At 62.1% G+C, this 25,977-nt stretch carries 22 protein-coding genes, 2 tRNA genes and 2 pseudogenes; 14 read left to right on the top strand and 12 right to left on the bottom strand.

Annotation, left to right across the window (positions count from 1 at the left end; translation table 11 throughout):
* The first annotated feature begins 84 nt into the window (after positions 1 to 84).
* Complete coding sequence (locus NMG80_RS11015; RefSeq protein WP_023798342.1) at positions 85 to 357, top strand: HU family DNA-binding protein; 273 nt, start codon at positions 85 to 87, stop codon at positions 355 to 357.
* 88 nt (positions 358 to 445) lie between these two features.
* Here the strand turns inward: NMG80_RS11015 and NMG80_RS11010 are convergent, their stop codons facing one another.
* A complete protein-coding gene (locus tag NMG80_RS11010) occupies positions 446 to 1,468 on the bottom strand; it encodes an aldo/keto reductase (protein WP_254018099.1) in 1,023 nt (340 codons plus the stop codon).
* A 187-nt stretch (positions 1,469 to 1,655) separates the two neighbouring features.
* Here NMG80_RS11010 and NMG80_RS11005 point away from each other — a divergent pair.
* Positions 1,656 to 2,221: pseudogene (locus tag NMG80_RS11005) on the top strand (SIS domain-containing protein).
* A 3-nt stretch (positions 2,222 to 2,224) separates the two neighbouring features.
* Entirely contained in the window at positions 2,225 to 2,968 is a 744-nt protein-coding gene (locus tag NMG80_RS11000) for a creatininase family protein (RefSeq protein WP_254018098.1), read from the top strand.
* Positions 2,969 to 3,146: 178 nt separating this feature from the next.
* Here the strand turns inward: NMG80_RS11000 and NMG80_RS10995 are convergent, their stop codons facing one another.
* From NMG80_RS10995 to NMG80_RS10985, 3 genes are all read right to left on the bottom strand, one after another.
* Complete coding sequence (locus NMG80_RS10995; RefSeq protein ID WP_254018097.1) at positions 3,147 to 4,064, bottom strand: carbohydrate ABC transporter permease; 918 nt, start codon at positions 4,062 to 4,064, stop codon at positions 3,147 to 3,149.
* Positions 4,065 to 4,075: 11 nt separating this feature from the next.
* Positions 4,076 to 5,197 carry a carbohydrate ABC transporter permease gene (locus NMG80_RS10990; protein WP_254018096.1) on the bottom strand — a complete coding sequence of 374 codons (1,122 nt, stop codon included), beginning with the start codon at positions 5,195 to 5,197 and terminating at the stop codon, positions 4,076 to 4,078.
* A gap of 97 nt (positions 5,198 to 5,294) precedes the next feature.
* The gene (locus NMG80_RS10985; protein ID WP_254018095.1) at positions 5,295 to 6,959 is read right to left on the bottom strand and encodes an ABC transporter substrate-binding protein; all 1,665 of its coding nucleotides are present in this window, start codon (positions 6,957 to 6,959) and stop codon (positions 5,295 to 5,297) included.
* Positions 6,960 to 7,272: 313 nt separating this feature from the next.
* On the opposite strand from NMG80_RS10985, the gene NMG80_RS10980 reads away from it, so the two are divergent.
* The 5 genes and pseudogenes from NMG80_RS10980 to NMG80_RS37820 all read left to right on the top strand — a co-directional run.
* Positions 7,273 to 8,331: an ABC transporter ATP-binding protein gene (locus NMG80_RS10980; RefSeq protein ID WP_254018094.1), complete on the top strand. Its 1,059-nt coding sequence runs from the start codon at positions 7,273 to 7,275 to the stop codon at positions 8,329 to 8,331.
* Positions 8,332 to 8,427: 96 nt separating this feature from the next.
* A complete protein-coding gene (locus tag NMG80_RS10975) occupies positions 8,428 to 8,880 on the top strand; it encodes an RbsD/FucU family protein (protein ID WP_254018093.1) in 453 nt (150 codons plus the stop codon).
* A 19-nt stretch (positions 8,881 to 8,899) separates the two neighbouring features.
* Positions 8,900 to 9,826 (top strand): ribokinase, encoded by a 927-nt coding sequence (gene rbsK / locus NMG80_RS10970; protein WP_254018092.1) that lies wholly within the window; start codon positions 8,900 to 8,902, stop codon positions 9,824 to 9,826.
* Positions 9,827 to 10,335: 509 nt separating this feature from the next.
* Positions 10,336 to 10,818 carry an EF-hand domain-containing protein gene (locus NMG80_RS37825; RefSeq protein ID WP_436798585.1) on the top strand — a complete coding sequence of 161 codons (483 nt, stop codon included), beginning with the start codon at positions 10,336 to 10,338 and terminating at the stop codon, positions 10,816 to 10,818.
* Between the two features lie 8 nt (positions 10,819 to 10,826).
* Positions 10,827 to 10,936: pseudogene (locus NMG80_RS37820) on the top strand (ribokinase); the annotation flags it as partial.
* 308 nt (positions 10,937 to 11,244) lie between these two features.
* Here NMG80_RS37820 and NMG80_RS10960 read toward each other — a convergent pair.
* Together NMG80_RS10960 and NMG80_RS10955 are read right to left on the bottom strand one after the other, a co-directional pair.
* Positions 11,245 to 12,030 carry an ion transporter gene (locus NMG80_RS10960; RefSeq protein ID WP_254018090.1) on the bottom strand — a complete coding sequence of 262 codons (786 nt, stop codon included), beginning with the start codon at positions 12,028 to 12,030 and terminating at the stop codon, positions 11,245 to 11,247.
* A gap of 165 nt (positions 12,031 to 12,195) precedes the next feature.
* Positions 12,196 to 12,272: transfer RNA gene (locus NMG80_RS10955), tRNA-Asp, on the bottom strand.
* 214 nt (positions 12,273 to 12,486) lie between these two features.
* On the opposite strand from NMG80_RS10955, the gene NMG80_RS10950 reads away from it, so the two are divergent.
* The 6 genes from NMG80_RS10950 (at position 12,487) to NMG80_RS10925 (ending at position 19,378) form a co-directional block, all read left to right on the top strand.
* Positions 12,487 to 12,562, top strand: a tRNA-Val gene (locus NMG80_RS10950).
* A 464-nt stretch (positions 12,563 to 13,026) separates the two neighbouring features.
* Positions 13,027 to 14,964: an asparagine synthase (glutamine-hydrolyzing) gene (gene asnB, locus NMG80_RS10945; RefSeq protein ID WP_254018089.1), complete on the top strand. Its 1,938-nt coding sequence runs from the start codon at positions 13,027 to 13,029 to the stop codon at positions 14,962 to 14,964.
* A 20-nt stretch (positions 14,965 to 14,984) separates the two neighbouring features.
* Positions 14,985 to 15,242 carry an acyl carrier protein gene (locus NMG80_RS10940; protein ID WP_254018088.1) on the top strand — a complete coding sequence of 86 codons (258 nt, stop codon included), beginning with the start codon at positions 14,985 to 14,987 and terminating at the stop codon, positions 15,240 to 15,242.
* A gap of 25 nt (positions 15,243 to 15,267) precedes the next feature.
* Positions 15,268 to 16,809, top strand: a complete 1,542-nt coding sequence (locus NMG80_RS10935; protein ID WP_254018087.1) for a class I adenylate-forming enzyme family protein — start codon at positions 15,268 to 15,270, stop codon at positions 16,807 to 16,809.
* On the top strand, positions 16,806 to 17,813 hold the full coding sequence (gene nadE / locus NMG80_RS10930; protein WP_254018086.1) for an NAD(+) synthase: 1,008 nt from the start codon (positions 16,806 to 16,808) through the stop codon (positions 17,811 to 17,813). The genes NMG80_RS10935 and nadE overlap by 4 nt, the downstream gene beginning before the upstream one ends.
* Positions 17,814 to 18,121: 308 nt before the next feature.
* Positions 18,122 to 19,378, top strand: a complete 1,257-nt coding sequence (locus NMG80_RS10925; protein WP_367185944.1) for a flavin-containing monooxygenase — start codon at positions 18,122 to 18,124, stop codon at positions 19,376 to 19,378.
* A gap of 145 nt (positions 19,379 to 19,523) precedes the next feature.
* Here the strand turns inward: NMG80_RS10925 and NMG80_RS10920 are convergent, their stop codons facing one another.
* The 6 genes from NMG80_RS10920 to NMG80_RS10895 all read right to left on the bottom strand — a co-directional run bounded on the left by NMG80_RS10920 (position 19,524) and on the right by NMG80_RS10895 (position 25,821).
* Positions 19,524 to 20,639, bottom strand: a complete 1,116-nt coding sequence (locus tag NMG80_RS10920) for a hypothetical protein (RefSeq protein WP_254018085.1) — start codon at positions 20,637 to 20,639, stop codon at positions 19,524 to 19,526.
* 247 nt (positions 20,640 to 20,886) lie between these two features.
* The gene (locus tag NMG80_RS10915; RefSeq protein ID WP_254018084.1) at positions 20,887 to 21,672 is read right to left on the bottom strand and encodes an SDR family NAD(P)-dependent oxidoreductase; all 786 of its coding nucleotides are present in this window, start codon (positions 21,670 to 21,672) and stop codon (positions 20,887 to 20,889) included.
* The gene (locus NMG80_RS10910) at positions 21,669 to 22,664 is read right to left on the bottom strand and encodes an ABC transporter permease (RefSeq protein WP_254018083.1); all 996 of its coding nucleotides are present in this window, start codon (positions 22,662 to 22,664) and stop codon (positions 21,669 to 21,671) included. Before NMG80_RS10910 ends, NMG80_RS10915 begins: the two co-directional genes overlap by 4 nt.
* Before the next feature lie 149 nt (positions 22,665 to 22,813).
* Complete coding sequence (locus tag NMG80_RS10905) at positions 22,814 to 23,854, bottom strand: sugar ABC transporter substrate-binding protein (protein WP_254018082.1); 1,041 nt, start codon at positions 23,852 to 23,854, stop codon at positions 22,814 to 22,816.
* A 39-nt stretch (positions 23,855 to 23,893) separates the two neighbouring features.
* Positions 23,894 to 24,658: an ATP-binding cassette domain-containing protein gene (locus tag NMG80_RS10900; RefSeq protein WP_254018081.1), complete on the bottom strand. Its 765-nt coding sequence runs from the start codon at positions 24,656 to 24,658 to the stop codon at positions 23,894 to 23,896.
* Positions 24,655 to 25,821 carry an ROK family transcriptional regulator gene (locus NMG80_RS10895; protein ID WP_254018080.1) on the bottom strand — a complete coding sequence of 389 codons (1,167 nt, stop codon included), beginning with the start codon at positions 25,819 to 25,821 and terminating at the stop codon, positions 24,655 to 24,657. The genes NMG80_RS10900 and NMG80_RS10895 overlap by 4 nt, the downstream gene beginning before the upstream one ends.
* Positions 25,822 to 25,977: the final 156 nt, after the last annotated feature.

Genomic DNA, 25,977 nt, shown 5'->3' with positions numbered 1-25,977 from the left:
CTTGGTTGCGGAAGCGCTTCTTTCTAAAGTCCGTTTCCTGCCGGATGAGTCGTACGTTCCGGTTTCTCATGGAAGGGAATTTTTATGAACAAGAACGAATTGGTGTCCGCTGTCGCCGATGCCGCGAGTATTTCGAAGGGTGACGCGCAGTCGGCGGTTGATGCGGTGTTCTCCGTCATCACCGGCGAACTGAAGAAGGGGGGCGATGTCCGGCTTGTCGGCTTCGGAAATTTCACCGTGTCAAAACGCGCTGCCTCGACCGGCCGCAATCCGCAGACCGGCGCGGAAGTGCAGATTCCGGCGCGCACCGTGCCGAAGTTTTCGGCCGGCAAGGGCCTCAAGGACGCAGTCAACTAAGCGGGCTTCGAACCTTTTTCAGCGACCAGAAAAGCCGGGCATGCCCCGGCTTTTCTTTGTGCGCCTAACCGGCCAGCAGCAGGCGGCTTTATGCCGTCGGTGCATCGGCGCGCATCAGCCCTTCCTGCTTGAGATCGGCCCAGAGTGCCGATGGCAGATTCGCGTCGAGCAGCGACCGATTGCTTTCGACCTCGCTCGGCCGCTGGCCGCCGGGGATCACCGACACGACCGAAGGGTGCAGCAGCGGAAATTGCAGTGCCGCCTCGATCAGGCGCACACCGTGGCGCTTGCAGACGGCCTCGATGCGCGCGACGCGGTCGATGATGTCCTGCGGCGCCTCGGTATAATTGTAATAGGCGCCGGGCTTCGGACCGGTTGCCAGGATGCCGGAATTATACGGCCCGCCGAGAACGATGCCGATGCCGCGCTTCTGGCATAGCGGCAGGAAGGATTGCAGCGCCTCCTGCTCCAGCAGCGTATAGCGCCCGGCAAGCAGGAAAAGGTCGAAGTCGCCGCGCTCGGCAAGTGTCTGGGCAACCTGCCATTCGTTGATGCCGCCGCCGAACGCCTTGATGGCGCCCTGATCACGCAGGGACAGCAGCCCGTAATAGCCCGAGCGCATGAACTCCTCGATGCGCTGGTCCGAGGCCTCCTTGCTGCCATGGGTGAAGACGTCGACGTCATGCACGAAAAGAATGTCGATGCGGTCGACGCCGAGGCGTTCCAGCGAGGTTTCGAAGGAGCGCATGACGCCATCATAGCTGTAGTCGTAGACCTCGCGGCGCGACGGCGTGTCGAAGAACTTGCCGATGCCGGTGCGCTGGTCCGCCGGGCAGGCGCGCATGATGCGGCCGACCTTGCTCGACAGCACATAGTCGTCGCGCTTTTTCGAGCGCAGGAACGGATTGAGCCGCGTTTCCGACAGGCCAAGCCCATACAGTGGCGCGGTGTCGTAGTAACGGCAGCCGACTTGCCATGCGGTCTCCAGGGTGGCCTTGGCATCCTCGTCGGAGACAGCACGATAGAGGTTTCCCAGCGGCGCCGTGCCGAAGCCGAGTTCCGTGAAATTGATGCCACCATTGCCGATGCGGTCGAAATGCCGTGTCTTCATGTCCTGTCGTTTCCTGGGTTGATTTTTCTGACATGACACTATCACGCCCGTGGCACAGCAAAAGCGCGCAGCGCCGTTGGACACGGATTTTCGCGGTGGTAGCATGAATGAAAACAAGCTGTTCGGCGGAAAAAATGATGAGACAATCCAGACCTTTTTCGGCCTCCGGCAGACTGGCGGAACCGTCATGACCAGGGCCGGCACTGATCTGTTCGCGATCGCGTTGGGCGAGCTTGGCGGCGTGCTGGAGCGAGTGGATGAAAGCATCATCGACGCCGCCTGCGCCATGCTGGCCGGTGCGCAAAAAATCGCCGTCTATGGCTGCGGCCGCGAGGCCTTGCAGGTCAAGGGCTTCGCCATGCGGCTCTACCATCTCGGCCTGCCAATCTCTGTGGTCGGCGACATGAACACGCCGCCGCTCGCGGCGGGGGACGTCTTTCTCGTCAGTTCGGGCCGGGCGAAACCTCGACCGTGCTCACCCTGATGCGGGTCGCTTGCGAGGCGGGTGCGACCGTCCTGCTGCTAACTGCCCAGACCGGGAGCAGCGCGGCAAAACTTGCCGACTTCACCTTGCTTATCCCGGCGCAGACGATGGCCGACGACCAGGGTTCGGAAGAGCCATCCGTGCTGCCGATGGGGTCGGTCTTCGAAGGCGCTTTGTTCCTGTTGTTCGAGGTGATGGTGCTGAAGCTCAGGACAATCACCGGCATTTCGCCCGAGGCGATGCGTGCCCGTCACACCAACATGGAATAGATCATGCGCTACGAGTTGATGCTGCCCAACCAGATCCGCAAGGCGATCGCCGAAAACTGGCCGGTCGTCCTCCCGCTCGGCGTACTCGAATACCACGGCGAGCACATGGCCGTCGGCATGGACACGCTGGCGGTCGTCAAGACACTGGAGCTGTTCGAGCGCGAAGCCGACATCGTCATCCTGCCGCCCTTTTATTACGGTGCGGCTAGCTATGCGGTAGCGCCGCCTGAAGGCAGCGGCTCGGTGCAGGTCGGCGGCAACGCGCTGGCGCCGTTCGCTGAGGAATTGTTCTACAGCCTGCTGCGCATCGGCTTTCGCAACGTCCATGCCATCATCCACCACCAGACCGAGAATTTCGCCGCCGGCATGCCGACCGATCTCGCCTTCAAGAGCGCCGGCCGGCAGGCGATCTTCCGCTTCCTCGAAAAGGAGCGCGGCGAGGGCTGGTGGGGCTCGCAGGCGATGGCCGATTACTATTCCGGACATGCCGAAGGCGCCAATTTCTTCAACTGGATACAGGTGCATCCGCTGATGCCGGCGGCGACGGACGGCCAGTATCCGTTCGATCATGCCGGCATCGGCGAGACGTCACTGATGCTGGCGCTGTGCCCGCAAGCGGTGGACGCCGGCCACTTCGCCGACAATACGGGATGGTACACGGCGAGCGCAAAGGATGCTTCGGCGGAATTGGGGCAACGGGGCGTTGCCATGATCCTCGACCATCTGCGGGCGATACTTTTAGCCTAGAGCGGTTTCTCCTTCTCCCCTTGTTTGTGGGAGAAGGTGGCCTCGCGAAGCGAGGTCGGATGAGGGGTGTTCCAGCTTGGCACCAACAGCGCTCCGGCCAGCACCCCTCATCCGTCTCGGCGCTACGCGCCAATCCACCTTCTCCCACAACAAGGGGAGAAGGGAAGACAGCAACCGCCTACTTCACCGCGCCCGCCGTCATGCCCATGATCAGGTAGCGCTCCAGCGCGATGCCGATGACGGCAAGCGGCGTTATCGCGGCGGTGGCGAGTGCGGCCATCGACCACCAGTTGATGCCCTGCGAGCCGGTCTGGCTCGCCACCATGACGGGAATGGTCTTGGCGTCGGTCGAGGTCAGCAGTGCGGCGAAGAAATACTCGTTCCAGCACAGCACCATCGCCAGGATGAAGGCCGCGACCATGCCCGGCAGCGCGATCGGCATGACGATGCGGAAGAAGGCGCCCCAGATCGACAGGCCGTCGACCAGGGCTGCTTCCTCCAGTTCGACCGGTATCGAGTTGAACTGGTCGCGCATGATCCAGATGACGATCGGCAGCACCATCAGCGTGTAGAGCAGGATCAGCCCGATGCGCGTGTCGAGCATGCCGACTTCCCGGTACAGCACGAGAAAGGGTAGGGCGAGCACCACCGGCGGCAGGATCAGCTGCGACAGGAAGAAGAAGGAGATGTCCTCGTTCTTGAACCAGGCGAAGTGATAGCGGTAGCGGGTGAGGCCGTAGGCGGCGAGGCTGCCAATGACGATGGCGAGGCTCGATGCGCCGACCGAGGTGATGACCGAATTCATGAAGCGCTTGATGAACTCGTCGCGCACCGTCGAGGTCCGGAAGATCGCATCCGGCGACAGGCCGAGCGAGCGCCAGCCCTTCCAGTCCGGCCGGAAGTCGACGAACGGGATGAGATGGCCCTGGGTGACGTCGACCGCGGTCTTGAACGAGGTGGTAATCGTCCAGTAGATCGGGAACAGGCAGATGAAGGCCCAGAACACCAGCGCGCCATAGATGAAGACACGGTTGGCGAGAAAGCTCGCCGGCGAGCGGATTTCGGAAGCGGCATAGTCGGTGGTCTGAACGCTCATCTGGCCGCCTGTCAATTGACGTTGCGCACGAAGCGGTTGGCGAATTTCAACAGCCACGTCACGAACACGATTATGATAATGAGGTAGGCCATCGCTAGCATGGTGCCGTAGCCGACATTCGAGCGGTCGCGATACTCGCGGTAGATGAAGCTCGACACGGAATCGGTCGCGCCGCCCGGCCCGCCCGAGGTGACGGTGATGATGATGTCGGCAAGCTTCAGTTTGAAGATGATGCGCAGGATGATCGCCGTCACCGATACCGGCAGCATCAGCGGAAAGGTGACCTGCCAGAACGTCTGCCAGGCATTGGCGCCGTCTACCCTGGCCGCCTCAAGCACCTCGCGCGACATCGCCTGAAGTCCGGCGAGCAGCATGATCATCATGAACGGGATGAACGTCCAGGCATCCAGCACCATGATCGAGATGCGGGCGGTGATCGGGTTTGAGAAGAAGGCGGGGTTTTCCCAGCCGAGCTGGCGCGCCAGCGCCGCGGCCGGCCCGAAGCGGTATTCCATCAGCGATTTGCCGATCATCCACGACACCGCGACCGGCGACAGCATCAACGGCATCAGGAAGACGACACGGAAGAATTTACGCGCTCGGATCTGTGCGTTGAGCAGCAGGGCGAGGCCAAAGGCGATGACGTATTCGACCAGCACCGCCAGCACATAGAGCACCATGTTGAACAGCGCGTTGCGGTAATAGGGATCGGCCAGCATCTGCCAGAAATTGTCGAGCCCGTTGAACTTCCGGCCGGAGAAGGAACTGAGGTTCCAGTCGGTCAGCGCAATGTAGAAGCCGAACAGAGTCGGGAAGATCACCATGGCGATGGTGAACAGCAGCGCCGGCAGCAGGAACAGCGCGCGCTGGCCGTCTTCGCCGCGCGTCAGCACCTGGCCGATACCGAGTGCCATACCCCACAGCACATAGGCATAGACGACCGGCCGCCAGGTCTCGAAGCCGATGGTGTCGACCTCTGTCTTGTAAAGGATCTGAACTGCGATCACTGCCAGCAGGCCGAGCGTCGCAACGGCCATCAACGCCCGGCCGAGCCGCTTGCGGCCCGGCGATATCAGATCGGATGGAGCGGCGTTTGCCGGCCACGCATTGGTGGGCAAAGTCTGGTCAGCCACGCGTCTCGTCCGTTCACTGAAGGCTTTTATGACCGGGCCGGTCAAGCTGCGGTCCGGCGGCTTTGTGTCGCCGGACCGCGGTTCCTAGAATCTCAGCCTACATGCCAAGCGAGGCCTTGTAGAGCTTGATCTGGTTTTCGCGGCCGATCTGGTCGGTCAGCTTCTCCCAGGCAGCTGCGATGGCGTCGGCGCCTTCCTGCGCCGTCATCTTGCCGGCAAATGTGTTGGCCAGGATGTCCTCGGCGGCACTGTAATACTGGAAGATGCCCGGGATGCGCGGCTCGATCGCGGCGTTCGGATGGTTGTAGCTGTCGGCCTCCGACTTCAGATACGAGGTGATGAATGCCTCGTCGTAACCGGCCGCCACCCATTCCGGAATGTCGAAATGCGAGTTGCGATAGGGCTGGAAGCCGGACGGATATGCCGCGCACCAGAGCGACAGGTCCTTGCCGCCGAGATGGGCAGCGGCAGACCAGGCCGCCTTCTTTTTCTTTTCGTCGCTATCGACCCGTGCCATGACGTAGACGCCCCAGCCGAGATAGGCGCAGTTCGGCGAATAATTCGGGCCGCTGGCCAGCTTGTCCCACTGGCCGGTCTTGGAATTGTAGACGTCGTCCGAGCCTGGCAGGATCGAGAAGCCGGTGACGTCGCCGACGACAGAGCTGTCGTTGGTCTTGACGTTGGAGCCGACGTCGCCCCACCAGGTGACCATCGAACCGGTGCCGGCCAGGAACTGCTGGAAGGCGGTGGTATTCGGGTCGGCGTTGATCTGGTCGGCAGGCTCGGAAGGCAGCGCGTCGATGACGTCCTGGATCGCCCGCACCCAGGCCGGATTGTTGATGCGCGGCTTCATCGTATCGGCATCGAACAGCCAGGCCTTGTCGTCGGGATGCTTGGCATAGGCCGAGGCGCGGCTGCCGAGGAAATAGAAGCCGAAGCCGCCCCAGGCCTTGGGCGCATCGAGATAGCCGAAGACGTCCTGGCCCTGGAACTGCTTGCCCTTGAGGAACTTGGTCACCGCCTGCACCTGCTGCCAGGTTTTCGGCACTTCCCATTCACCGCCACCGCCGCTGTCCTTCCATGCCTTGGCGAGGTCGGCATCGGCAAACACGTCGGTGCGGTAGTTGAAGTTATGCGCGTCGCCGTCGACGGTCACCCGGTACTGCTTGCCGTCCCAGGTGCCGACCGGTGGCTGCAGGTAGGCCACGACGTCCTTCATGTCGATCTGGTCCTTGACCCAGTCCGGCATTTCGGAAGTGAGGCCCTTGCCGCAGACGTCGCCTTCGAACGGCGCGCCCATCTCGATGATGTCGAAATCGACGGTGCCGGTGGCGATCGACTGCTGCAGGCGGGCATTGTAGTCCGCCTGCGCCAGGTCGATCCAGTTGATCTTGGCACCGGTATAGGTCTCCCACGGCTTCAGGAAGCCGCGAAACAGCACATTATGCAGGTTCTGGTTGTTGAGCCCCATGAAGGTGAGCTGGACGCCGGCGAATTCGCCTTCCTTGACGTTGGCCTTGGTCGCCTCCAGGCAAAGCTCGCCGACTTGCTGGAAGTCGGCATCGGTCGGCTGGCCCTTGCCGACACCAGGGATCTGCAGGATCTGCGCGCGCAATTCGCTTGCAGCGGAAGCCGGGCGCGTCAGCGCGCCAAGCCCGGCGCTGGATGCCGCTGCGATCGCGGCCATGCTGGCCGCGCCCTTGAGGACATCGCGGCGGGTGGCTCCCGCGCGGACAAGTTGGTTGTAAAGGCTGACTTTCATTTCGTTCCTCCCAGAATCCTCAATGGTGATTGTATCTCAATGGTGATTATTCGGGTGTTTGGAGCGCTGGAAATGTTCCCCAACAACAGCGACTCCTGGTAATTGCGGCCCAAGTTTTCCTCCCGCGACGCTTCGACTTCCGTGGTCCGGACCAGCGTGCCGGCGGGCCCGGAACAGGGTCAAAACCCGAGCCCTTTCACTATTCTCACAACCAAGTGCCGTGTCAAACGAGAATGGGGTTTTTTATCTATAAAAGACTGACTTGCCCTCGCTGTTTGCGTTGTTTAGCTTCACCGCAACGAAAGGGGGGCCAATGGCTCAAGTCGCGATCAGCAATGTGGCCAAGGCGTTCGGAACCGTCAAGGTCCTGCACGGTGTCAGCGTCGACATCGCCGACGGGCAGTTCGTGGTGCTGGTCGGTCCCTCGGGGTGCGGCAAGTCCACGCTGCTCAGGATGGTGGCGGGGCTGGAGACCGTTTCCGGCGGCACGATCGCCATCGGCGACCGTGTCGTCAACCATCTGCCGCCGGCCAAGCGCGACATCGCCATGGTGTTCCAGAACTACGCGCTCTATCCGCACAAGACGGTCGAGCAGAACATGGCCTTTGCGCTCAAGCTGCGGAAGACCGATCCGGCTGATGTCGCCGAGCGGGTCAAGCGCGCCGCCGATATCCTCGATCTCAGCCCCTATCTCAAGCGCTATCCGCGCCAGCTCTCGGGCGGCCAGCGCCAGCGCGTCGCCATGGGCCGCGCCATCGTGCGCAACCCTCAGGTGTTTTTGTTCGACGAGCCGCTGTCGAACCTCGACGCCAAGCTGCGCGTCCAGATGCGCACCGAGATCAAGGAACTGCACCAGCGGCTGAAGACCACCACCATCTATGTCACGCACGACCAGATCGAGGCGATGACCATGGCCGACAAGATCGTCGTGATGCGCGACGGCCGCATCGAGCAGGTCGGCGCGCCGCTGGAACTGTTCGACCGGCCGGCCAATCTGTTCGTCGCCGGCTTTATCGGCTCGCCGTCGATGAACCTGCTCAAGGGCGTCGTGCGCAAGGGCGACAAACCCATCGTCGAGATCGCCGGGACGCCGTTCCCGATGGCCGCGAGCAGCAAGGTGGAGGACGGGCGCAATGTCGTCTACGGCGTCCGGCCCGAGCATCTCGAAATCCACCCCGACGGCGTGCCGGCGAAGATTTCCGTCGTCGAGCCGACTGGTTCCGAAACGCTGGTGTTTCTGCGTTTCGGCGAGGGCGAGATGGTGGCGCTGTTCCGCGAACGCCACGACTTCAAGCCCGGCGACACGCTGCATCTAAAACCGCGGCTCGACCAGGTCCATCTCTTCGACGCAGAGACCGGCAATCGTCTTTAAACACTTTGAATTGCGCATGATCTTGTCCGAAAACCGACAACGCTTCGGGATCATGCGCCAGGCTTCGCATCAAAAAAGCCCGTTCGGGAGGGAACTATGCTCAAAGGGATCAATCCGCTGCTCAATGCCGACGTGCTTCGGGCGTTGCGGGCGATGGGCCATGGCGACGATTTGATCATCGCCGACACCAACTTTCCCTCCGATTCGGTGGCCCGCCAGACCGTGCTCGGCCGGCTGCTGCGCATCGATGCGCCAGCCGCTGACGTGGTCAAGGCGGTTCTGTCGCTCTATCCGCTGGACGCTTTCGTCGACGATGCCGCCGCCCGCATGGAGATCGTCGGCAAGCCGGACGAGATTCCCGCCGTGCAGCAAGAAGTGCAAAGCGAGATCGATGCGGCGGAGGGGAAGGCCTGGCCGATGATCTCGGTCGAACGCTACGCCTTCTACGAACGTGCCAAAAAGGCCTATTGCGTCATCCAGACCGGCGAGCGCCGCTTCTATGGCTGTTTTGCCTTCCGCAAGGGCGTCGTGCCGCCGGACGCGGAGTAGCGGAATGCGGAGTAGCGGGATGCTGGGCAAGCCTGTCGTCATATTGGGCGTCTTCGTCGCCGACACTGCTTACCGCGCAGCTCGCCAACCGCGCATGGGCGAGACGATCCTTGGAACATCCTTCACCCTCGGCCCGGGCGGCAAGGGCTCCAACCAGGCGGTCGCGGCCGGCCGTCTCGGCGCCGACATCACCTTTCTGACGCGCCTTGGCGTCGATCCTTTTGCCGACATGGCCAGGCAGACCTGGACGCAGGCCGGGGTGAAGAGCGCCGTCATCGATACGCCGGAGAGTTATACGGGTGCGGCCTATATCTTCGTCGAGGAGACTAGCGGCAACAACGCCATCATCGTCAGTCCGGGTGCGGCCATGCTGATTTCCCCTAGCGATATCGAGGCTAACGCCGGTCTGATCCGCTCGGCCGGCGTCTTCGTCACGCAGCTCGAACAGCCGATCGAGGCGGCGATGCGGGCGCTGGAGATCGCGCGCGGGGCAGGGGTGACGACCATCCTCAACCCGGCGCCGGCGGCAAGCCTGGCCGAGCGCATCTACACGCTCTGCGACTATGTCACGCCCAACGAGACCGAGGCCGAGGAACTGACCGGCATCAAGGTGTCGTCCATCGACGACGCCCGCCGCGCCGCCGACAGTCTGCTTGGAAAGGGGGTCGGTGCCGTCATCGTGACGCTCGGTGAAAAAGGCGCGCTGTTGCACACGGCCAGCCGCTCCGACCATGTCGGCGCGATCAATGCCGGTCCCGTGGTCGAGACCACCGGCGCCGGCGACGCCTTCAATGGCGGCCTGGCCGCAGCACTTGCGAGAGGCGTGGACCCGCTGCAAGCGGTCCGCTTCGCCTGCGCCGTCGCCGGCATCTCGGTCACCCGACCCGGCACGGCGCCGTCGATGCCGACACTGCAAGAGGTCGAGGCGCTGCTCGCCAGGGGGTGAGGCCTTCGGTGACGCTGGCGATTAGTCACAGGCCACCATGCTTTCGTCATCCCAGGGCGAAGCAAGGGGCGAAGCGACGCGCGCAGACCCTGGAATCCATTCCGTGACATCAGAGCGTCACGCCGGTGCAGAACCTCTGATGGCGGAGGGACAGCGCCCCCCTCTGTCCTGCCGGACATCTCCCCCACTTGGGGGGAGATTGGCAGCTTCGCGGACAGCGCCCTTTTTGCAAGGCTGGTAGTTGGCGAAATCAGTGATGAAGGCCAATCTCCCTCCTTGTGGGGGAGATGTCCGGCAGGACAGAGGGGGCGCGAAGGATCGCTACGGAGCGCTTTTATTCTGCCCGCGGATGTCAAGGAATGGACCCCAGGGTCTGCGCCGCGTCGCTTCGCTCCTTGCTCGTCGGGACCAATATCCAGCGATCACCTACCAACGCGCCAGGAACCATGCGGGGAGCAGCGGGTTTGGCTTGGATGCCGACATGTTCGGTCTCTCCAAAGGAGAATACGATGACATCAGCAAGCAAAACCACAGCAGTCGCCGCGGCGCTGGCTATGCTGGCCTCGCCGGCGCTATCCCAGACGAGCTCACCTGCGCCCGCCGCACCTGCACAGGATCAAGGTTCACAGCCAGGCGGGCCAACCGAAGACTCCATGCGCCAAATGATGCGTGAGATGATGACTGAGATGCTGGAGGAGAGAAGGCAGGAGCATCGCCGCCCCCGAGCAGAACGGCGAGGTGGCGACCGTGGGCATCGCGATTTTCGCGGGCCTGAGGGGCGCCATATGGGGGGCGGGAAGATGCATGGCGCACGGATGCGAATGATGTTCGCCATAGTCGACGCCGACGGCGATGGCGCGCTTTCTCAAACCGAGGTTCAGGATTTTATCGAGCGGATATTCACCGCCGTCGACGAGAACGGCGATGACAGCGTCGACAGGGAGGAAATCCGATCCTTCTTCCACGGAGGTGCCGACGAAACGGGTGAATAGATCCGCAGGTGGAACCGCTGCAAGCGGTCCGCTTCGCGCGGTCGCCGGCATCTCGGTCACCCGACCCGGCACGGCGCCGTCGATGCCGTCGCTACAAGAGGTCGAGGCATTGCTCGCCCTAAGGGTGAGGCCGCGCAGCCTCGCGGCGCTCTCGACGTTAGTCCGTTCCGACCACGGTGACATATTAGCCACAGTTAATGTGAATCGGCGAACCTATCTTGCGTCTTTGGCATAGGTGTCCCGTAATGGGTCACTGGGTCTGGCGCCGCAATTGCACGGTCAGCAATGCCGGGGGCAAATTTGACCTGGCAATCGGGGGGGGTGATTGGGGGGCCCCGCCGCTTCGCAAATGGAGCGGCGGGCTCTTTCACCGCACCACACCATCAGAAGCCGCCGACGGATAGGAATGTTTCTCGCGGAGGCGCTCTAGCCGCGAACGCCGGACAATTCGCGGACCTCCGCCCGCAGCGCCTGTAATTCCGCCAGGATCATGGCCTGATCGCTGTGCAGCGTCGCCCTGTCGGCCGATTCTACGGCTTCATGCTCGGCCTCCATCGCCGAAACGATCACGCCGATGAACAGATTGAGCACGGTGAACGAGGTCGCGATGATGAACGGGATGAAGAACAGCCAGGCGGCCGGATAGACCTCCATGACCGGGCGCACCACGCCGTCCGACCAGCCCTCGAGGGTCATGACCTGGAAAAGCGTGAACAGCGACGCTGGTATGCCACCGAACAGTTCGGGAAAGGACGCGCCGTAGAGTTTCGTCGCCATCACCGCAAAGACGTAGAACACCAGCCCGAGCAACAGCATGATCGAGCCCATGCCGGGCAAGGCGGTGATGAAGCCGGTGACGACGCGGCGCAGCGACGGAACGATGCTGATCAGGCGCAGGACCCGCAGGATGCGCAGCGCCCTCAGCACCGAGAGCGACCCGGTCGCGGGGATCAGCGCGAAACCGACGACGAAGAGGTCGAAGATTCGCCATGGATCGCGGAAGAAACGCGTCCTGTAGACGACCAGCCGGATCGCAAGTTCGAGCACGAAGACGCCGAGGATCGCGCGGTCGATGGCCGTTAGAAGCGGGCCAAAAGCAGCAATCGCGTCGGGCGAGGTTTCGAGGCCGAGCGTGACGGCGTTGATCAGGATCAGGACCATGATCGCGAGGTCGAAGCGGCGCGATTCGATGAGCGATTTCAGGGCGTCCAAGGCTTCTTCTCCGTTAGAGCATCGGACCCGAAAAATGGGAACCGGGCCTGGGAAAATCCAATGCTGAAACGCATATGGCCAGCTTGTGACGCACCGAATACAAAAGTTGAAACTCCCAGGAAACTGAAAGTTGTAACTTTTGTACGAAAGGACCATTCAAAAGAATGGCGCGAGTGACGGGGCTCGAACCCGCGACCTCCGGCGTGACAGGCCGGCACTCTAACCAACTGAGCTACACCCGCGCAAGACGAGCACGGTCAGCCGTGTTCGTCGTTGGGGCGGTGGATAAGGCGTAAGCCACCGGGTGTCAAGCGGAGCGCTACAGCATAACAGCAAACAGGAGAAGGTTTTTTGACAAGCCGGATTTTGCCGCCGAAAACGATCAGCGGCGAGAGCGTTGCGCGCTCATTTGGCCTTGCGAACCCCGTCCTAACTGCTTAAAGGTCCGGCCGGAGCGGGCGATTAGCTCAGTTGGTAGAGCGCTTCGTTTACACCGAAGATGTCGGCGGTTCGAGCCCGTCATCGCCCACCAGATAGCCGCTTGGTTTAGTTCCGCCCGCTGATCGGCGCGCTTGCAAGGTCGACTTCGTCGATGTGACTAATTGCACCGACGATGCCGGGCCTCGTTATTTTCGACGGCGCGTATGAAGAATAACAGGCGCTCGCTGACTTCGGGGCAAACTAAGCGCTAGTTTCCGTATGTTTTGTCGGGTTAGAGCGGGGCGGCTCGGGATTGCAAATCCATCGAGCGAACAAGCGATCTGTGATGGACCCACTGAGCCGGCCATAAGCCGCAATGCGACAGCGCCGCTGTAACCCGAACAAAAGTTGCATTTAGCTTTGAAATATACTTCTCCATCTAGATAAGATAATAGCCCTAGGAGTACATTGTCTTTTATATGTTGTTAACCATATGTCGGGTGAAATTATCCGGTTAACGCTTGAGTCCGCTATCGAGGTTATATTTCGTATCTCACCGATATATGAGTCATAGCAATGTGCGGATTCGGGGGCTATTTCGGTTCGATCCGGGGTGCGGAAGCTTTGCTTGCGCGCATGATCGCTGCGATCGCCCATCGCGGGCCGGATGAGCAAGGGAAATTTGTGGCACCCGACGCTGGGCTCGGGCATGCGCGGCTGTCGGTGATCGGGATCGGTGATGGCCAGCAGCCGATGTCCGACGTGTCAGGCAATTTGACGATTGCGTTCAACGGCGAGATTTTCAACTACCTGGAACTGCGCGAAGGGCTGATAGCCAAGGGCCGGCGCTTCCGCACGTCGAGCGACACCGAGGTCATCCTGCACCTGTATGACGAGATGGGCGAAGACTGCCTGTCGCTCCTGAACGGCGATTTCGCCTTCGCGATATGGGATAACAGGCGCCGGCGCATGGTGCTTGCCCGAGACCGGATGGGTGTCCGGCCGCTGTTCCACACGAACAAGGACGGCGTGCTTTACTTTGCGTCGGAGATCAAAGCGTTGCTGAAGGTCCCCGGCGTCTCGGCCGAAATCGATCCGATCGCACTCAACCAGATCTTTACGCTGTGGGCGCCGATCGCTCCCCGCACGGCTTTCCGCAACATCCATGAGCTGGAGCCGGCGAGCGTGATGATCGCGACACCGGGGCAAGTCACGGTCAAGCGATATTGGCAGCTCGACTATCCGCATCGGGACGCGCCGTCGAAGCTCACGAACGAGGACGATGCGGCCGAGGAACTGCAGGCGCTGTTGACCGATGCGGTGAGGCTTCGCATGCGCGCCGACGTGCCGGTCGGTTCTTATCTTTCGGGCGGGCTCGATTCATCTCTTGTTTCGGCACTTGCCGCCGGCATGACTCCTCTCCAGCTGCAGACATTTTCGGTGACGTTCGACAGCGCCGAGCACGACGAAAGCGCCTTCCAGACCGAGATGGCGTCAGCACTTGGCGCCCGGCATCGAACCATTGCCTGTCGTGCCGGCGATATCGCCGGCGTCTTCCCCGAAGTCATCCGCTTTGCCGAGCGGCCGATCATCCGCACCGCCCCGGCACCTCTCTATCAGTTGTCCGGCCTCGTTCGCCAGGCCGGCCTGAAAGTGGTGCTGACCGGCGAGGGCGCCGACGAGGTTTTTGCCGGCTACGATATCTTCAGGGAAGCGCGTGTGCGTCGGTTCTGCGGACGGCAGCCGGCATCGCGCATGAGGCCGCAGTTGTTCCGCAGGCTTTATCCCTATCTGCCGGGCCTGCAGCAGCAGTCCGTGGAGTACCTGGCTGCTTTCTTCGGCGCCGGCAACACTGCGCTCGATGATCCGCTGTTCTCGCATCGGCCGCGCTTCAAGACCACGGCGGCGGCGAAGATCTTCTTTTCCGGTGACCTGCGCGCGACGTTGAAGGGCTATGATGCGGCCGAGGAACTGGTCAGCCGGTTGCCCCAAGCTTTTCCGCTGTGGCACCCGCTGCATCAGGCGCAATATCTGGAAACCCGATTCCTCCTACCGGGTTACATCCTCTCCAGTCAAGGCGATAGGATGGCCATGGCGCATGGTATCGAAGGACGGTTTCCCTACCTCGACCATCGCCTGGTGGAATTTGCCGCAAGACTTCCGCCGGAAATGAAACTGAAGGGATTGGTGGAAAAGCACATATTGCGCAAAGTGGCGGGGCATCTGCTTCCCAGCGCGATCCGGGAGCGTAGCAAACAGCCCTACCGGGCTCCGGAAGCCCGCTCCTTCGTTGGAGCCGGTGAACTGGACTATGTCAGCGATTTGCTGAGTGAAGCGAGTATCGCTGCCGGCGGACTGTTCAACGCCAAGGCGGTGGCCAGCCTTCATGAGAAATGCCGCACGCAGCCAGCGTCCGGGTTCCGCGACAACGCCGCCTTCGTCGGCATTCTGTCGACGCAACTGTGGCAGAAGAGTTTCACTGGCCACAAGGCCGGTGCAGCAAGAGCAGCCTGAGAAATGCAGGGAAGGAAAAAATGATGATTACAATCAAGGACAAGGTCAGAGCCTTTATCGTTGAAAACTTCCTGTTTGGCGACACGTCGCACCAACTTGCAGATACCGCCTCGCTAATCGAAAACGACATCATCGACTCGACCGCCGTGGTGGAACTCGTGGCGTTCATTGAGGACAATTTCGGTATCGCGATGGTCGATTCCGACATCGTGCCGGCCAACCTGGATTCGGTTGACCGTATTTCGTCCTTCATCAAGGCGAAAGCGCCGACGGTCTAGGCGTGATCGGCGAGGAGGAGCGTCCGTGCGGATCGAACATTTTCTGGCCGCGAATGCCGCTGCCCAACCAGCCAAGACGGCATTGATCGCCAAGCATAAAAGGCTGAGCTACGAAGAATTGGACGATCTATCGAGCCGCCTTGCCGCTGCTCTCTTCCTGAACGGCGTCAGGCGCGATGATCGGGTCGTCGTTTTCATGGACAATTGCTGGGAGGCCGCGGTTTCGATCTTCGCCGTCCTCAAGGCAGGAGCGACCTTCAGTCCGGTCAACCCATCCACCAAGGCCGACAAGCTTGCCTACATCATTGCCGATTGCGACGCTTCTGCAATCCTTATCCAGGCAAAGCTGATGCCCGTGGTCGCAGAAGCGTGCGGCGGCAACACCGGCATCTTCGTGGCTTCGACCGTCGGTGCCGATGGGCAATGCCCGGTGGGGGCTGCATCCCTGGCCGACTGTCTGGCGCTCGAAGCCGGGGAGATAGACCATCGCGGCATCGACGTCGATCTTGCGATGTTGATCTACACGTCGGGCTCAACGGGCCGGCCCAAGGGCGTGATGATGACGCACCGCAATTGCGACGCGGCCGCGGACTCCATCACAACCTATCTGCGCAACACGCCCGACGACATCATTCTGAATGTCCTTCCGCTTGCCTTCGACTACGGCCTTTATCAATTGCTGATGGCTGTGAGGCTCGGCGCCACGCTCGTGCTCGAAAAATCGTTCGCCTTTCCTCAGGCGATCTTTGAGCGTATCCGCGAGGAGGGCGTCACCGGTCTTCCGCTGGTGCCGACGATGGCAGCGATGATCCTGCAGATGCGTGACCTGGAACCGGGCTTCCTGCCCAGCCTTCGCTATATCTCCAATACGGCGGCGGCCTTGCCGCAGCCTCACATAGAACGCCTGCGCTTCCTTTTTCCCGGTGTCAGGCTCTATTCGATGTATGGCCTGACGGAATGCAAGCGCTGCACCTACCTGCCGCCCGAGGAGCTCGATCGCCGGCCGGGGTCGGTCGGCATAGCCATCCCGAACACCGAAGCCTTCGTCGTCGACGACTACGGGCAGAGAGTGCCATCGGGCGTTGCGGGTGAGCTGGTCATTCGCGGACCGCACGTCATGCAGGGTTATTGGCGCAACGAAGCTGCGACCGAACGAGCGCTGCGACCGGGCCCGAACCATTGGGAGAAGGTTCTCTACACCGGTGATCTGTTCAGGACCGATGAGGACGGCTTTCTCTATTTCGTCGGCCGCAAGGACGACATCATAAAGACGCGGGGAGAGAAGGTGGCGCCGAAGGAAGTGGAAGCCGTGCTTCACGCCCACCCCGGCATCGCGGAAGCCGTTGTCGTAGGCGTGCCGGATCCGCTGCTTGGGCATGCGGTCGGCGCGCTCGTCATACGCTCGGACCCGACGCTCAGCGAAAAGGATGTCATGCGCCACTGCGCTCGTCACCTTGAGGACTTCATGGTGCCCAAGGTCGTCGAGTTCCGCCGGGAATTGCCGAAGACGGATACGGGCAAGGTCAGCCGTCGGCTTGCGGCAGAGATGATGGAGGCCGCGCAATGAGTGTTCGCCCCAGCGACGATGCGCAGACCATTCTGGCGCAGGCTCTGGCGATCGACCCTGCAGCCGAAACGGACCGTATCGTAACGGCCTTGCGCCAGCAGTTGCGCGGCATTCGCAAGCGCGGCCTCGTGCTCGGTCTTTCCGGCGGGATCGATTCCAGCGTTTCGGTCGCCTTGGCCGCGCGAGCCGTCGGGCCTCAGAATGTACTCTGCCTCTTCATGCCGGAAAACGATTCCGATCCGGAAAGTCTGCGGCTGGGCCGCCTTGTCGCCGGCACTTTCGGTGTCGAGGCTATTGTGGAGGATATCGGGCCGACCCTGCGCGCCATCGGCTGCTATCAGCGTCGCGACGCTTTCATCCGCGAATTGGTCCCGGACTACGGCGAAGGCTGGGCCTCGAAGATCGTGATTGCGAACACCCTCGAGCATGAGGGCTACAATATTTCGTCGCTGGTGGTGCAGGACCCCAAGGGCAAGCAGACCAAACTAAGAATGCCGCTCCAATTCTATCTCGGGATCGTCGCCGCCACCAACATGAAACAGCGCACCCGCAAGCAGATCGAATATTATCATGCCGACCGCCTGAACTTCGCCGTTCTTGGAACGCCCAACCGGCTGGAATACGATCAGGGCTTCTTCGTCAAGAACGGTGACGGCGCGGCGGACGTCAAGCCGATCGCCCACCTCTACAAAACGCAGGTCTATGCGCTGGCGGCCTATCTCGGCGTCCCCGAGGAAATCCGCAACCGGCTGCCGACCACCGATACCTACTCGCTGGCGCAGACGCAGGAGGAGTTCTACTTCTCGCTTCCCTATGACCGCATGGATCTTTGCCTTTGCGGCCTCAACAACGGCCTGGCGGCCGAAGTGGTGGGGCAGGCGGCGGGACTAGACGCCTCGCAAGTGGAACGCGTCTGGGCCGACATCGCCGCCAAGCGCAAGGCGACGCGGTATCTGCACCTGCGTCCGCAACTCGTTGATGAGGTCGAGGAAGTCGATACCTGACCTGCCCCTCCAACCTAAAGCGCGACGCGTTCGACCGGCCTCTACCGGCTTCATGCGACGCGCTTTAGAGAGTGACCGATGGTCCGCCCCCCATTGTCCTGTCCGTCTTGATCTGTAATCGGCTTTCCGTGGACGGAGCAAGGGAGTTTCTCGATGAGACTACGTTGGAGGTTCTCGGGTTCGCCTTGCGCTCTGGCGAGAGGCTGGCGAACCGGAATGCGGTCGGCCAGTCGGACGGAATCGGCGGTGCTGGACTAGTTGCCGTGGACAAGGCTTAATGCTGCGCGGCGAGATTGCCGGGGGCGATTATGAGATCACCGCAGCAAATGACCGATGGCGGCGATGTTCTCGATGCTGTCGTCATCGGGGCCGGCTGGGCCGGCCTGGGTGTCAGCTATTGGCTGGCGCGAAGGGGCCTGCGCCACAGCATATTGGAGCGGGGCCGCATAGGAGAGACCTGGCGCACACAGCGATGGGATTTATTTCGGATGAATACTCCCAACGTGCAGACCGTCATGCCGGGCGATTGCTATGACGGTCCGGATCCGGATGGTGCCCTGACGCGCGATCAGTTCGTCACTCTCCTTGAGGATTTCGCCGGGCGCAACGCGCTGCCGATCGAACCGGATACGGCGGTAAGCGAACTCACGCACGAGAATGGCGCCTATCGGCTGACCACCTCACACGGCACGCTTTGGGCGCGCAATGTGATCGTCGCAAGCGGCAGCCTGAATTGTCCGGTGCGCCCGGTCTGGGCCGCCGCGTTGTCGCCAGCTCTCCGCCAGATCGACGCTTCCGGTTACCGCAGCGCTGCCGATCTGCCCGATGGAGCGGTGCTGGTGGTCGGAAGCGGCCAATCTGGTGCTCAGATCGCGGAGGAATTGGCAGACGCGGGTCGAACGGTCTTCCTTGCGACCAGTCGTGTCGGACGGCTTCCACGTCGCTACCGGGGTCGCGACATAATGGTCTGGCTGCTCGAAAGCGGGTTTCTCGACGTCCGCCGGGAGGAGGTCATTCGACTTGCGGGACGCACCCCGCCGCGTGGCGTGCTCGGGTCGACGCGTTCGATAAGCCTTCAGGCGCTGAGCGCCCAGGGTGTCGTGCTGCTAGGCCGTTTCACCGGCATCGAGGATGGCGGCAGCCTCTCGTTTGCCGACGATCTCGAAGCGAATGTCCGCTTTGCGGATGAAGCCTCCGAAAATGTCAAACGCCATGTCGACGACTATATCAGCCGTATGGGGATCGATGCACCCGTTGCGGAGCCCGACCCGGCGGAGACGGTCGCGATGCGTCAGCCGAACCCGACGATCGGTTCGCTCGATCTCTCCCCCTCCGGCGTAACGAGCGTGGTGTGGTGCACGGGCTTTAAGGGCGATTTCAGTTGGATCAGGCTTCCCGGTGCGCTCGACAGCGCGGGACAGCCTGTTCACGTGGATGGCGTGGCCGCCCTGCCGGGCCTTTACTACGCAGGGCTGGACTTCGCCTCCACACGCAAGTCAGGCATCATCTTGGTGATCGCCGAGGAAGCACCTCGCCTTGTCGAACATATCGCAGGGCATTCGTGACCGCCTTTGGCATAGTCAAGAAGCTCCTGACAGTCAGGGCCGGGATCAGTGTCAGAGGCCGGCAGATCGTCAGCCACCGCCTTGCGCCGCCGGCAAAGGTCTCCAACGATCAGCCAATAACTTCGCTCCCGCACGACTGAACGCTTCAGGTGAAGCGGCCGCCGATCAGCCGGCTCCACTGCTCGCCCGCAAGCCCGTTCAGGAAGGCTTGCGAGTTCTTCATGGCATTCAAAAGCTCTGGTTCGCGTGAATGCACCACGGTCGAGGCAACGGTCAGGAAAGCAATGCGTCGCCCTAGCATCGCTTCCAGGAGTGCGGGTTGAATGCGTCCGCGCAGGCCGCTGACGCCGCGTACGGCAGCATCATCGATCAGGCAGTCGATGACGGAACCCGCCTGGCCGGGGAGGGCGAGGAGCTGCAGCACGCGACCGATTCCATCCGCCCGTGCGTGATAGGCGAATGCGCCGACATTGGTGCCGACCGGCGATGCCACGGCAACATAGACAAGCTCGCCCAGATCCGGCTTTTGTGCCGCATCGGTCAGCATATGATCAAGCTGGCCTTCCGCCCAATTCGGGCGCAGGGCGAACTGGGCGGTCAACGGTTCGACGAGCCTGGCAAATGCGTCGCTGTCGATTTGGGACGTCCGAAAAGCGCCATGACCTGCCCCGTCCGGCGCCACGCCGGACCAGCGTCGTTCGCTGGACTTCATTCGCCTGCAATAAAATCGGTCGAGGGCATGGGTAAACGGATTGAGCATGCGGGCAAGCTTCATGCGACTGGCGGAAAGGCCGAGCACAAAGCTGGCCGGCCGCATCACACGCACCCAGTCGAGACTGTATTGCGGCAGGACAACGCCGCGCAGCCGGGTCCACAATTTCGTGGAAATGTCATTGGCGGTCTCGCTGAAGGAGATGTCCTGCGGGCCATCCAGATAAGCCTTCAACAAGCGAGCGCCGGCCATCGGGTCACGCCCATGATCCTCGACCATGAGCGAGCTGCAAATGGCGGCGTGTAATTGCCGGCCGTTGAACTGCATCGGTAATACGTGAACGCCGACAAACCCGGAAACGCGGCCGGCATCGTTGACGTGGACAAGCGACCGCAGATCGCCTCCGCAACCGGGCGCCTCCAGATAAAACCGTCTCAAATAGTCGATGAGCGAGGCCGGCGCTTCGGTCCGCTCCTTGCGCAGCACGCGTTGGAACATGCCTGCGACTGCCGGAAGATCGGCGCCTTCCAGGGCGCGAATGACGCTCAAGCCCGGCTCCCGGCAGCGGAGTTCTGGCAGCCCTGCAATCTCCAATTGCACTCGCTGAGGTTGCCGAAAGGAGAGCTATGATGCTGCGGCAAGGTAGGCCCTTTGCTTGATCATGAAACGAGCGTCGTTGCTGTTACCAAACTCGGGTAAACCGATGTTGAAGCATTGGTAGCGAATCGAGCTTTATCGGGCGCAGCTTTGTTTCGTCGGCGCCGCCGCACGTCTGGCGAAAACCGGCGCCGAAAGATTATGGCGGAAGGAGCCGAAAATCCTTGCCCTCGGGCAGCAGCTGCCCGCCGTCGACGATGATGGTCGTGCCGGTGATATAGCTGGCGTCGTCCGAGGCCAGGAACAGGAAGGCATTGGCCACGTCGCGCGGGCTGCCGAGGCGGCCGAGCGGTATGGAGTCCTCCATGTTCTTGATATAGGCGGCGCCGCGATGCAGCTGGATTGCTTCGGTGAGGATGTTGCCGGGCTCGACACCGTTGACGGTGATGCCATAGCCCGAGAATTCGAGGGCGGCCGAACGGATCAGGCCGTTGATGCCGGCCTTGGTCGCCGAATAGTGGCCGTGACCGGGGCTGGTAACGTGCGGGCCGGTAATCGAGGACGTGAACAGCATGCGGCCAAAGTGCTGCGCCTTCATCGGAATGAGCGCCGCACGGGCGGCATTGAAGCTGCCGCGCAAATTGACCGCCATGACACGGTCCCAGTCCTCCGGACTGGTGTTTTCCAGCAACTGCCAGGGATAGATGCCGGCATTCTGGACCATGATGTCGAGACGGCCGTGATGTTCGAGCGCCAGCGCAACAGCGGCCTCGGCATCGGCCATCTGCGAGATGTCGGTGCGAATGAAGGCAGCGCCGACTTCGTCCGCGGCCGCTTGCCCGGCCTCGACTTCGGTATCGGCCAGGACCAGCTTCGCGCCCTCGTCGGCAAATCGTTGTGCGATGCCCTTGCCGATGCCGCGCGCGCTGCCGACGATCAGCGCGACCTTGTCCGAAAGTCTTCCGATCCCTGGACGCCCGGTCATGCCAGCCTCTGGCGGATGGTTTGCTTGAATGCGTCGAGCAATACGGCGGCAAGCACCAGCAGGCCGTGAATCACCTGGGTGAAGTTGGCCGGAAGGCCCATGAGGTTGATCGCCGTGTTGATGGCCGACAGCAACAGCACTCCGGCATAGACGCCGGGCAGGGTGCCGACGCCGCCCTTCAGGCTGACACCGCCGATGACGACGGCGGCGAAGGCGTTGAACAGCAGGCCGACGCCGAGATTGGCGGTGGCGCCGGAGGTGCGGATCGCCAGCAGCCAGCCGGCGAGGCCGGCGATAGCGCCAGCGAGAACGAAGGCGATGACGAGGTTGCGGTGGACGCGGATGCCGGCGCGGAAGGTTGCGGTCTCGTTGCCGCCGATCATGATTAGGTGCCTGCCGAACGGGGTCTTGGCCATGATCAGCGAGAAGGCCACGAAACACGCAATCGCGATCCAGGCGGTGAGCGGCAGGCCAAGGAGGCGCTGAATGCCGAACCAGCGGATTGCCGGCGCAAGATCCTGTGCCGAGCGGCCGCCGGAAATGACCAGCACGAGGCCACGCACCCAGATGTAGGACGCCAGCGTGATGATGAAGGCACTCATCTTCACCTTGACGACCAGATAGCCGTTGATGGCGCCGATGATGCCGCCGACAGCAAGGGCGATCAGCAACGAAACCGGAACCATCAGCCATTCCGGGTGCAATTGAACGCCAAGGCCGATACCCGCCGAGCAGAACAGGATGCCGACGGCCATCGCACTGAGCGCCGCCACGGATTCGACCGACAGGTCCATGTGACCGGTGATGATGACCAGCGCCAGGCCGATCGACATGACGCCAAGCACGCTCGACGCCTCTATGATGTTGGCGAAGATGCCGAGCTGGAAATAGTTCGGAATGGCGATGGAGAAGACCACCAGCACGAAGACCAGCATGAACCAGACGAGGTTGTCGAGGACGAACTCGAGGGCGTGGCGCGTGCGGGGCGACATGTGCTGATCCGGCTGGCGCATCGATCCTCGGAAAGGGTTATGCGCGGATTGAAAATTGCTGCAGCTTGCCTTGCGTCCGTTCGAACGCGCCGAGCTGCAAAGAGGCTGGGGCATCGGGCCAGCGCGGCCCGAAGCCCTGGGCGACTTTGCTATTCGACCGGCTTCACGGTGCCCGAGGGCGGCTTCAGATTGCCCCAGAAGGCCGGGTTGTCGACGTTTTCCTTGGTGATCGCAGCGCCGGGGATTTTTATATTCGGTCCCCAGGCTTCGATGGTCACAGTCGACTTCAGGCCGAGCACGTCGTACTCGCCCGGCTTGATCTCCTGCTTGTTGACGACCTTGTCCATGAACATGGCGACGGCGGCGGCCTGAGCGTAGAGCGGCTGTTCGACTTCGACGTTGAGCCAGCCTTTGCGGATCAGGTCGAGGCCGACCGGCGCACCGTTCGAGCTCATCAGCATGACGTCGCCCGGCTTTTTGCCGGCGGCCTCGAGCGAGGCGACGGCGGCGACCGAGAGATGGGCGGCGTGGCTGAAGATCAGGTCGATATCAGGGTTGGCGAGCATCTGGTCGGCAACGATGGTGCCGGCATTGCTGGCTTCCCATTGCATGGCAGGCACCGAGATGATCTTGACATCCGGGAACGCCTTCATCTTCTCCTCGAAACCCTTCTGGATGTCGAGCGTGTAGGGGTCGCCAGGATCGCCAAGCACTTGGAGGATCTTGCCTTTCACCGATCCGTGCTTCGCCTTCAAGAGCTTCTCGGCCTGATCGGCGGCAATCTGGCCGATCTCGACCGTTCCCGCCACCGACGTGAAGTCGGACGGTGTCGAGGTGATCTGGCGATCGAACTCGACCACCGGGACGCCGGCGGCGCGGGCGGCCTCGATAGATGGCTTCAACGCATTGAAATCGACGGCGGCAAGAATGATCGCCGACGGCTTGAGCGCAATGACGTCGTTCATCTGAGATTGCTGAGCGTCGGTCTTGTTATCGGCGTTCAGCGTCTTCATCTCGTAGCCGACCTGCTTCAGGAACATCTCCAGAGCGCTCACCGAGCCGGTCTGGAATTCGTCGAGCAATGTCGGCACCAGATAGTAGACGGTGCCCTTGGACTGGGCGAATGCCGGCGTGAGCGTGGCAAAGGCCAGTGCCAGGATACCGAAGACGGAAAGAAGTATTTTCTTCATGTCGTTCGCTCCTCTTGCGCCGGACCCCTCGTTTGTCCCTCAGCCTGCCGGTCCGGCACCGGCGAGCGTCTCTCCGGTGATCATGTCGATCACCGCGTCGGGACTTGTCTTGTTGCGCGCGACATCGCCGGCCACGACACCTTGCCGGATCACCACAATCCGGTCGGCGACCTGGAAGGCCTGTTGCATGATATGGGTGATGATGACGACGCCGATACCTTGCCTCGCCACCTGGCGGATCATGTCGAGGCCGCGCCGCGTCTGCTCGATACCGAGTGCTGCGAACGGCTCGTCGAGAAGCACGAGCTTGCCGCCAAAGTGGACGAATCGATTGAGCTCGATGGCCTGCCGCTGGCCGCCCGAGAGGTGCTCGACATTGGTCCTGAGCGAAGGGATGCGCGTGCCAGCGCTGGCCAAAGCCTTTTCGACCACCTGCTCCATGGCGGGTTCGTCGAGCACCGGAACGCCAAGAAATTTCCTGGTGATCTCGCGGCCCATGAAGAAATTGGCCACCACGTCGACATTGGTGCAAAGCGAGAGGTCTTGGTAGACGGTCTCGATCCCAGCCGCCTTGGCCTCGGCGGGAGATCTGGCGAGGAATTCCTTGCCCTCGAACAGCATGCGGCCGGAGGTCGGCTCCAGGCCACCGGCGATGATCTTGACCAGCGTCGATTTGCCGGCGCCATTGTCGCCCAAAAGCGCCACCACCTCGCCCTTGCCGATCGAGAAGCTGATGCCCTTGAGCGCTTCGATCGCACCATAGTTCTTGGTGACGTTGTCGAGCACCAGCAGAGGTTCGCTCATGCCGCGATCCCCCTGCCTTGCAGTATATCTCGCCCGCGTTCGCGCTCGGCGGTGAATATCTGGCCGAAGCGGGGCGAAAGCACTCCTGAGACGGCAAGTGCTGCGGCCCCGCGCAACACCGCATGCTGGCCGCCGCGCGCGACGGTGACACGCGGCGCCGAGCGGTCGTTTCGCGCCGAGATCGAGTTGGGAAGCTTGGCGACCGAACCGGCCAGCCGTTCAAGCAAATCGGTGGACGCCAGTCCGCCGAGGATGATGGTTTCGGGATCGAACAGGTTCTCGACGATGGTGATGGCGTTGCGGAAGATCGGCCTGACTTCATCAACCCAATCGGCGTCGCCGATGTTCCGGCGCCGCAGCGCCTCGAGCGAGAGGTATCTTTCGAGGCAGCCGCGATTGCCACAGGGGCACGGCTCGCCACCCGGCACGACAGGGATGTGTCCGATCTCGCCGGCATTTCCCCAGGCGCCGCGCAACGCGCTTCCGTCATGGACCATGACGCCGCCAAGACCGACACCGAAATAGAGATAGTAGTATTCGGAATATCCCGTCCCGAGGCCATACAGGCGCTCGCCCATTGCCGCGGCCGCCATGTCGGTCTCAAAAAACGCGGGCAGCCCGGTCGAGGCCTCCAGCCGTTCCCGAAGCGCCACGTCCTTCCAGCCGGTCATCGTCGTCGGGCCGATAAAGCTCATCGACTCCACGCCGAAAGGGCCGGGCAGCGCCATGCCGATGCCGAGAACGCGACCGCCCGGCCGCAGTCCGGTCAATTCAAGCACCATAGCGCCGATCAGATCGAAGGCATGGTCTGGCGTTGCGTTGGCGGCCTCGCGGTAGGCGCTCTCGATCACGTCTCCGCTCAAATTGATCAGCGCCGCATGGATACCCAGCGGGGTGACGTGGATGCCGACGGCATAGCCGCCCTCCGGGTTGATCCGCAGGGTCGCCGGAGGCAGACCGCGCCCGCGCGGCTCTTCGCGCATCGATAGAACGTAGCCGTGTTCTTCCAGCTCGCGAACGATGGTCGATACCGTTTGAACGGTGAGCCCGACCCGCCGGGCAATGTCGCCGCGCGCGATCGGACCGTGAAGGCGGATGGATTCGAGGACGATGCGCCTGTTGTAGGGCCGCCCAAATTCCTGATTGGTCCCCCGCAGTGCCATGGCTTGCGTCCCTGGGAGACAAGAGGTTCGCACCAAAGAATTATTCAGTCAAATGGAATTCAAAAATAATTTCGCGATCCCGGCTAAGTCGCGTTCCTTCGCGCCCCCTCTGTCCTGCCGGACATCTCCCCCACTTGGGGGGAGATTGGATGTCGC

Origin of the sequence: Mesorhizobium escarrei (genome assembly GCF_935825525.1) — a bacterium.
Taxonomy (GTDB): Bacteria; Pseudomonadota; Alphaproteobacteria; order Rhizobiales; family Rhizobiaceae; genus Mesorhizobium; species Mesorhizobium escarrei.
This window is presented reverse-complemented; position numbering and strand designations above follow the sequence as displayed.

Coding starts and splice junctions, on each gene's coding strand:
- asnB (WP_254018089.1), top strand. CDS start 13,027: ATGTGCGGATTCGGGGGCTATTTCGGTTCGATCCGGGGTGCGGAAGCT.
- NMG80_RS37825 (WP_436798585.1), top strand. CDS start 10,336: ATGACATCAGCAAGCAAAACCACAGCAGTCGCCGCGGCGCTGGCTATG.
- NMG80_RS10910 (WP_254018083.1), bottom strand. CDS start 22,664: ATGTCGCCCCGCACGCGCCACGCCCTCGAGTTCGTCCTCGACAACCTC.
- NMG80_RS10985 (WP_254018095.1), bottom strand. CDS start 6,959: ATGAAAGTCAGCCTTTACAACCAACTTGTCCGCGCGGGAGCCACCCGC.
- NMG80_RS10895 (WP_254018080.1), bottom strand. CDS start 25,821: ATGGCACTGCGGGGGACCAATCAGGAATTTGGGCGGCCCTACAACAGG.
- NMG80_RS11015 (WP_023798342.1), top strand. CDS start 85: ATGAACAAGAACGAATTGGTGTCCGCTGTCGCCGATGCCGCGAGTATT.
- rbsK (WP_254018092.1), top strand. CDS start 8,900: ATGCTGGGCAAGCCTGTCGTCATATTGGGCGTCTTCGTCGCCGACACT.
- NMG80_RS10900 (WP_254018081.1), bottom strand. CDS start 24,658: ATGAGCGAACCTCTGCTGGTGCTCGACAACGTCACCAAGAACTATGGT.
- NMG80_RS10905 (WP_254018082.1), bottom strand. CDS start 23,854: ATGAAGAAAATACTTCTTTCCGTCTTCGGTATCCTGGCACTGGCCTTT.
- nadE (WP_254018086.1), top strand. CDS start 16,806: ATGAGTGTTCGCCCCAGCGACGATGCGCAGACCATTCTGGCGCAGGCT.
- NMG80_RS11000 (WP_254018098.1), top strand. CDS start 2,225: ATGCGCTACGAGTTGATGCTGCCCAACCAGATCCGCAAGGCGATCGCC.
- NMG80_RS10975 (WP_254018093.1), top strand. CDS start 8,428: ATGCTCAAAGGGATCAATCCGCTGCTCAATGCCGACGTGCTTCGGGCG.
- NMG80_RS10915 (WP_254018084.1), bottom strand. CDS start 21,672: ATGACCGGGCGTCCAGGGATCGGAAGACTTTCGGACAAGGTCGCGCTG.
- NMG80_RS10940 (WP_254018088.1), top strand. CDS start 14,985: ATGATGATTACAATCAAGGACAAGGTCAGAGCCTTTATCGTTGAAAAC.
- NMG80_RS10980 (WP_254018094.1), top strand. CDS start 7,273: ATGGCTCAAGTCGCGATCAGCAATGTGGCCAAGGCGTTCGGAACCGTC.
- NMG80_RS10925 (WP_367185944.1), top strand. CDS start 18,122: ATGAGATCACCGCAGCAAATGACCGATGGCGGCGATGTTCTCGATGCT.
- NMG80_RS11010 (WP_254018099.1), bottom strand. CDS start 1,468: ATGAAGACACGGCATTTCGACCGCATCGGCAATGGTGGCATCAATTTC.
- NMG80_RS10995 (WP_254018097.1), bottom strand. CDS start 4,064: ATGAGCGTTCAGACCACCGACTATGCCGCTTCCGAAATCCGCTCGCCG.